Genomic DNA, 7,196 nt, shown 5'->3' with positions numbered 1-7,196 from the left:
TCCCCTCTTCGTCCTGGCAGACTCAGAGGATCAGAGGCGCTTGCGCGCTTCAACTTTCAAACTGCCTCGTATCGCAGACGATCGATCTCACTCGCCATTTGTCGCGCGATCGTGGGGATACTTCAGGGGCTCGGCAGGCGAGCCGAAGATTCTCGACCGTGGGCGGTCCCCCGAGGGCGGCGGGCTGGATGTGGTCGAGCTCGAGCTTCCAGCGGCTGTTGCAGCGGCAGCCGTCCGGGCCGACCCAGGCGCAGCGTCCCCCGTCGCGCTTCCACACCGCGCGGCGCACTATCGCCGGGATCGTGGTCCTCGCAGCCGGCGGCTTCGCCGCGGTCTTCTTCGTCGCGGCGGCATTCGTCGTCCCGGCCTGCTTCGCTTCCTTCGTCTTCCGCTCCGGCGCGACCGCGCCCTTGCGCTTGCCGTGTTTTTCGATGGCGCAGCGGATCGCCTCGTGAAGCACCGCCGCGAGGTCGCCGTCCGGGACCTTGTGCGACAGAAGTGACCGGAGTGTCTCGAGGTCCTCCTTGCAGGCGCGGTCGAGGGTGACACGGAGCGACCAGTGGCTCTCCGAGACGGCGAGCGTCTCGGCCCGTCGCTTCGGCTGCACGTGGACGAGAGAGGTCTCCGGGAGCGAACCCGTGGCGGGTCCCGGATCAAGGGTCGGCTCAGCAGGGGCGGGCGCAGTCGCCGCGGTCGCCGCCTCGGACCGCTCGGCTTCAGGGAGCTCCAGTGGGATGCTCACCGTGGCGGGCGCGCGCTCGGGCAGCTTGCGGAGGCCTGCGCGCGGAGCGGTGCGGCTCTGGACGGAGGCGACGAGGTGCTCGACCTCGGACCGGGTCCGGAAGGCGGCGCGAGTGAGGAGATGGTCCACGTTCTCCTCGGTGAGCACCTGGCCGAGGAGCGCCACGGTGGACAAGCAAAGGCGCCCATCGCGCAGAGAAGCCTCGAGGATCGGGAAGCGGCGCAGCACCCGCATCGCCTGGATGCGCCGGCCGGCGGCGCCCTCGCGGAGGTGGAGCGCCTCCAAACAGTACGCCCAGAGGGACGCATGGCCGACCTCGACGAAGGCGCGGCGCCGATCGAACTCGTTGAGGTGCAGGAGGAAGTCGACCTGGACGGCACGTTCCTCTCCGGCGAGCTCGCGCAGGCGGATCGCGAGCGCGTTCGATTCGAGAGAAGCGGGGGCGAGCGCAGACATGGGTGTGCACCTCCAGTACTACCCTTCGTAGCACGCGATTTCCGGAGCTCCGGAGACGCTCGAGGTTCGCGTCTGGCCGCCGTTCTCCGGCACACCCTCGTCGATGCCCCAAGGCGACCGGCGCGCGCGGTCCGCGCGAGAATCGTGCGCGAGAGCGGCCTTTCCGCGCCGCCCATATGCCCCGAGGGCGATCGAGGCGAGGAAGGCGTCAACGGGAAATGTTTCACCCACCGCAACTGGGACGCCCGCCCTGAGCGCGAGCGACGCCGCGGCTCCCGTCGAACTATCGCTGGCGGTAGCAGTTACTTTGGGTGAACAGATGACTCCCGCGACGCTCCGGCCCGTGCGCCGGCGCGAGCTGCGGATGCGCGTCGTTCGCATGCGCCCGTTGAATTCACGGCTGCGCCGCCATGTCGGTCCCTACACGACGAGACGTCCGCACGCTTCGCCACCTCTGGCGCGTTCATCGCGGGAACGCCCGGAGCGCGTGCGCCAGACCCCGTCGCCCGGCGGCCCGCGATCTAAAGAGAACGGCCGCCCGGGGGCGGCCGCTCTCTTCCTGGCGTCACCGGGAGCCGGCGCCGCTCAATCACGCCCGCCGCGGCGCAGGAACGCCGGGATGTCGTACTGGTCCTCGTCGAGCGGCTTGTAGATGGCGGGCTCGCGACGGATCGAGACCGGCGTGCGCACCACGGCGGGCGCGGTCGCGGGGACGGTCTGGCTGGCGAGGCGGATCGGATCCTTCTTCGCCTCGGGAGGCAGCGGCGGCGGCATCGCCTTCGCGACCGGCGCGGTGATGGGCACCTGCACCTGCGTGGCGGGCCGGGCGGTGGGCTTCACCTCCCGCTGGTGGAACCCGGTGGCGATGACGGTGATCTTCACCTCGTCGCCGAGGTGGTCGTTGATCACCGAGCCGAAGATGATGTTCGCGTCCGGGTCCGCCGCGGCCTGCGCCATCGACACCGCCTCGTTCACCTCGAACAGGGTGAGGTCGGGGCCGCCGCTGATGTTCACGAGCAGGCCCGTGGCGCCGTCGAGCGTCACGTCCTCGAGGAGCGGCGAGTTGATGGCGGCCTGCATCGCCTCCACCGCGCGGCGGTCGCCGCCGGCGCGGCCGGTGCCCATGAGCGCGAGGCCCTGCTCGCTCATGATGGTGCGCACGTCGGCGAAGTCGACGTTCACGAGGCCGTGCACGGTGATGAGGTCGGAGATGCCCTGCACCGCGTTGAGCAGCACCTCGTCGGCGCGCTTGAACGCGTCGGCGAGCGACATGTTCTCACCCGCCACCGAGAGCAGCCGCTGGTTGGGGATGACGATGAGCGTGTCGACGGCCGCCTTGAGCTCGGCGAGCCCCTGCTCGGCCTGCTTGCGGCGCTTGTTCCCCTCGAAGAGGAACGGCTTCGTCACGACGCCGACGGTGAGGGCGCCCGTGGACTTGGCGATGTCGGCCACGACCGGGGCGCCGCCCGTCCCGGTGCCGCCGCCCATGCCGGCGGTGACGAACACCATGTCGGCGCCCTCGAGGGCCGACGCGATCTGATCGCGCTCCTCGAGCGCCGCGGTGCGTCCCACCTCCGGGTTGGCGCCCGCGCCGAGGCCGCGCGACGCGCTCCGCCCCAGCTGGATCTTCACGCTCGCCTTGTTGGCCGCGAGCGCCTGCACGTCCGTGTTCGCGGCGATGAACTCGACGCCGTCGAGGCGCCCCGCGACCATCGTGTTGATCGCGTTGCCGCCGCCGCCCCCGACGCCGATCACCTTGATTCGCGCGCCGTCCTGCTTGTCCGTGTACTCGATCATGGCAGGCTCCCCGCGGGCTAGAAGATCTCCCCGAGCCACTCCTTCATCCGGTTCTTCACCTTCCGGTACACGTTCTCCTCGCGGATCTTGAAGTACGGCGAGAGATCCTGCTGCTGGGCCCCGTAGATCACGAGGCCCACCGCGGTCGCGTACATCGGGCTCTTCACCACGTCGACCAGGCCGCCGATGCCGCGCGGCATCCCCTTGCGCACCGGCAGGCCCAGCACCTCCTCGGCCATCTCCGTCATGCCGGCGAGGAGCGTCGAGCCGCCGGTGATGACGATGCCCGAGGCGAGGATCTCCTCCATCCCGCACTTCTGCAGCTCGTGCTGGACGAGCATGAAGATCTCCTCGACCCGCGGCTCCACGATCTCGGCGAGGATGTGGCGGGAGAGGACGCGGGGCTGGCCGCCGCCCACGCTCGGCACCTCGATGGTCTCGGACTTGTCGACCATCGAGCCCATCGCGCAGCCGTACTGCTTCTTGATCCGCTCGGCCTCGTGCGTCGGGGTGCGGAGCCCGACCGCCACGTCGTTCGTGAGGTGGTTGCCGCCGAGGGAGATGACGGCGGTGTGCTGGATCGCGCCGTTGTGGAAGACCGCGATGTCGGTCGTGCCCCCGCCGATGTCCACGAGGCAGACGCCGAGCTCCTTCTCGTCGTCGGAGAGGGTCGCGAGCGAGGACGCGAGCGGCTGCAGGACGATGTCGGCGACGTTGAGGCCGGTGCGCTGCGCGCACTTCACGATGTTCTGCGCGGACGAGACCGCGCCCGTGACGATGAGCGCCTTCGCCTCCAGGCGCACGCCGCTCATCCCGACCGGCTCCTTCACGCCGTCCTGGTCGTCGACCACGTACTCCTGCGGCAGGACGTGGATCACCTCGCGGTCGAGCGGGATCGCGACCGCCTTCGCCTGGTCGATGACGCGGTCGACGTCCTGCTGGCGGACCTCCTTGTCCTTCACCGCCACCACGCCGTGCGAGGGGAAGGCCTTGATGTGGCCGCCGGCGATCCCGGTGTAGACGGTGCTGATCTCGCAGCCCGCCATGTGCTCCGCCTCCTCGATCGCGCGCTTGATCGAGGCGACCGTGGCGTCGATGTTGACGACCACGCCCTTGCGCAGCCCCTTCGACGGGTGCGAGCCGATGCCGATGATGTCGATGCCGTCGTCGGTCACCTCGCCGACGATGGCGCAGATCTTCGTCGTGCCGATGTCCAGGCCGACGAGGATGTCCCCGGTTTTCGCCATTGACCACCTCCGGGCGAGTTGGCGCCGTCGCGCTTCGCCCAACCTGCGGCCCTCTCGGACCGCCACCACCGCCACCACCTTCGCGCCGCGCCGACCACCGGCCGCGCCGCGAGCCGAAGCTCGACCCGCGCTAGGGGCTCGCCTGCTCAGGCGAGCCCTTCGCGCGCGACAGCCGCACGGCCACCCAGTCCGGGCGCCGCCGGTTGTCGAGATGCAGCACTTCCGCGCGCTGCCCCTCGGCGTCGACCGCCGCGAGCACGCGCTCCAGTCGCGAGAGCTTCTCGGGAAGCTCCCCCTGTCCCAGCCGGATCTCGACGCCCTCTTCGCCGGCCCAGAGCGTCGTCCCGTAATCCGCGTCGAGGTGGATCTCGGAGATGGGCGCGCGCCTGTCGAGGCCGCGCTCCGTCCAGCGGTCGACGAGCGCGAGCGCACCCGCGAGGCGCGGCTCGACGTCGTCCCGGTGCTCGACCCACTCCTCGCGCCCGATGCCCGTCACCACCGGCAGGTCCAGCCCGTCTCCGGGCGTCGCCCGCTTGAAGACCTCGCCCCGCTCGTCGACGAGGTAGAGCGCGCCCAGATCGACGAGGGCGCGCGCGCGCCGCTCCACCACCGCCACCTCGAGCGCCGCGGGAAACCGCCGGCGGACCTCCACCGAGGCGATCCACGGGTGCCGCCGCAGCGCCGCCGCCACCGCGTCGGGATCGACCGCGAGCAGGTGGTCCCCCACCGCCACCGGAGAGAGCTCGAGCAGCTCCTGCGCGGTCGCGCGCGAGAGGCCCTCGAAGCGGATCTCGTCGATGCGCAGCAGGCTGCCCACCACCGCCACGCGCCAGACGCCGAACCCGGCGCCGGCCAGGCAGAGGGCGAGCACGGCGAACGGGAACGCGAAGCGGAGGGCCGCCGCGGCCTTGCGCCGCCGCTCCCCCGGAACCCTGTCCACGCGCCGCCGGTTCGGACCCCGCGCCACCGCCGCTCCCCAGCGCCCGGTCACGGGGCCGCCGCACACGGCCGCCGCGCTTCCGGGCGGTATCGCCCGATGTTGGAGGATGGCAGAGGGCCGGGGGGCCGCAAGTTTTCGACCTACACGCGACCCAGGGGCGAGTCCGATCAGCGGGTTGGCCGGCCTCGATGCGGGGGAGGGCCGAGCCGGTGTGGGGCATGACGGTCGAGGTCGAGGTCGAGGTCACCCACAGTGAACTGACCGATCTTCGGGCACACGCCCGCCGCCACCTCCACCTGCCGCCGTCCCCTTCTTTCGCCCCTGCCGGCGCTCGTGCTCTCGTGGGTCGCTCTACCGCTCGGCGGTGCCCCTCTTCGAGCGGACCTCGATCGACCGATTCTCCAAACGCCCGCGAAAGCCCTGGTGCATCGCCCGGCCGGTACCTCGACTCCTGGGCTAGGGGTCTCCTCGTAGCGTCCTCGGGCGGCATACGTCGTGCCACACGAGCACCTAGCGTCGTGGGAGTCGGCAGGGGGGGAAACATGAAGACGACGAGGCGGACGGGCAGGTGGCTGCGCGGTGTGGCGGCGTTGCTGGCGGCGGGGTGGGCGAGCGCTGGAGCGGGTCAAGTGCCGCCGACGGTGCTGGCCGGTAGCGCCATCCCGAAGTGGATGGAGGAGCTACCGCGGATCAACCTCCAGGGCGGGCAGGCCGCGGACACGCCGCCCTGGACCATCGACACGCACTACGGGTACGACTCCGCTACGAGGACGCCCGGGAAGCTCTCGCTGCACATGTGCGAGGTGAAGGCGCAGATGCTGCCGGGGAAGCTCTACGGCCCCACGACGACGTGGGCGTACCGGGCCGGAGGCTGTCCGACGTCGGGCGAGACTCTCGACACGTACCTCGGTCCCGTCGTCGTCGCGCAGCGCGGCATCCCGACCGAGATCACGTACGTGAACGAGCTCGGCACGGTCGCCACCACGAAGCTCGACGCGTACCGGACGAGCACAGACCAGACGCTGCACTGGGCGGATCCCCTCAGCCTCGGCTGCATGATGAAGGCCGCGATGAACGAGTGGACGGACGCGAACGGCGCCTTCGTCATGTACCCGCCCCCCGGGGATCCGTGCGCCTTCGACTACGACGGACCGATCCCGGCGGTGGCGCACCTCCACGGCGGCGAGGTGCCGGCCGAGGTCGACGGCTCCCCGGACTCGTGGTTCACCCCGGACCTGGGCGAGGACTCGCGGTTCGGCCCGAAGTACTACACCAAGGGTTACGAAGGGCCCGAGGACGCCGCGCCGGGCAAGGCCGTCTACACGTACCCCAACGTCCAGGAGGCCGCGCCGCTCTGGTTCCACGATCACACGCTCGGCGCGACGCGTCTCAACGTCTACGCGGGGCTCGCCGGCGCGTACCCGCTGAAGGACGATCCGGCGAAGCTCGCGGACTTCCTGCCGGCCGTCGAGGAGACGATCCCCATCATCATCCAGGACCGGAGGTTCTACACGAACGGTGAGCTCTGGTTCACCGCAGGCCTGAACGGCGGCTTCACCGCGCCGAGCCCGGGCTGGGCGCTCAACCCCGAGCACCCGTACTGGAACCCGGAGTTCCTCGGCGACGCGATCGCGGTGAACGGGAAGGTGTGGCCGCGCCTCACGATCCCGGCGAAGCGGCACCGCTTCCTCTTCGTGAACGGCTCGAACGCGCGCACCTACGAGCTCTTCCTCACGAACCCGAAGACGAAGGTGAACGGCCCGGCGCTGTGGGTGATCGGGACCGACGGCGGCTACCTCGACGCGCCCGCGAAGATCGATCCCAGCGGGACGAAGACGATCCCGCAGAAGCTCGTGATCATGCCGGGCGAGCGGTACGAGATCATCGTCGACTTCACGAACTACGCCGGCCAGACCCTGCTGCTGCGGAACACGGCGCGCGCCCCCTATCCCGGGGGTGCGACGCCGAACGGCTCCACGACCCGCCCGTTCCAGCCGCGCCCGAAGCGCCCCGC

General features: G+C 70.8%; 4 protein-coding genes and 1 pseudogene. 1 reads left to right on the top strand and 4 read right to left on the bottom strand.

The genetic code is table 11. The features are described 5' to 3' along the window. Positions 1-49 precede the first annotated feature (49 nt). The 4 genes from MNZ39_RS13185 to MNZ39_RS13170 form a co-directional block, all read right to left on the bottom strand. Positions 50-1,198 (bottom strand): HNH endonuclease, encoded by a 1,149-nt coding sequence (locus MNZ39_RS13185; RefSeq protein ID WP_242339189.1) that lies wholly within the window; start codon positions 1,196-1,198, stop codon positions 50-52. A 585-nt stretch (positions 1,199-1,783) separates the two neighbouring features. Then, positions 1,784-2,995 carry a cell division protein FtsZ gene (gene ftsZ, locus MNZ39_RS13180; protein ID WP_242339187.1) on the bottom strand — a complete coding sequence of 404 codons (1,212 nt, stop codon included), beginning with the start codon at positions 2,993-2,995 and terminating at the stop codon, positions 1,784-1,786. A 17-nt stretch (positions 2,996-3,012) separates the two neighbouring features. Beyond that, a complete protein-coding gene (gene ftsA / locus MNZ39_RS13175) occupies positions 3,013-4,242 on the bottom strand; it encodes a cell division protein FtsA (RefSeq protein ID WP_242339185.1) in 1,230 nt (409 codons plus the stop codon). A gap of 130 nt (positions 4,243-4,372) precedes the next feature. After that, complete coding sequence (locus MNZ39_RS13170; RefSeq protein ID WP_242339183.1) at positions 4,373-5,209, bottom strand: FtsQ-type POTRA domain-containing protein; 837 nt, start codon at positions 5,207-5,209, stop codon at positions 4,373-4,375. Positions 5,210-5,724: 515 nt separating this feature from the next. Here MNZ39_RS13170 and MNZ39_RS13165 point away from each other — a divergent pair. Next, a pseudogene (locus MNZ39_RS13165) lies at positions 5,725-7,196 on the top strand (hypothetical protein); the annotation flags it as partial.

It is taken from the genome of Anaeromyxobacter sp. SG66, assembly GCF_022690805.1.
Lineage (GTDB): Bacteria > Myxococcota > Myxococcia > Myxococcales > Anaeromyxobacteraceae > Anaeromyxobacter > Anaeromyxobacter soli.
The sequence above is the reverse complement of the archived record's forward strand: the minus strand, read 5'-3'. Positions and strand labels throughout refer to the sequence as shown.

What these genes read in the sequence shown, in the direction of transcription:
- ftsA (WP_242339185.1), bottom strand. Translation starts at nt 4,242, where the DNA reads ATGGCGAAAACCGGGGACATCCTCGTCGGCCTGGACATCGGCACGACG.
- ftsZ (WP_242339187.1), bottom strand. Translation starts at nt 2,995, where the DNA reads ATGATCGAGTACACGGACAAGCAGGACGGCGCGCGAATCAAGGTGATC.
- MNZ39_RS13185 (WP_242339189.1), bottom strand. Translation starts at nt 1,198, where the DNA reads ATGTCTGCGCTCGCCCCCGCTTCTCTCGAATCGAACGCGCTCGCGATC.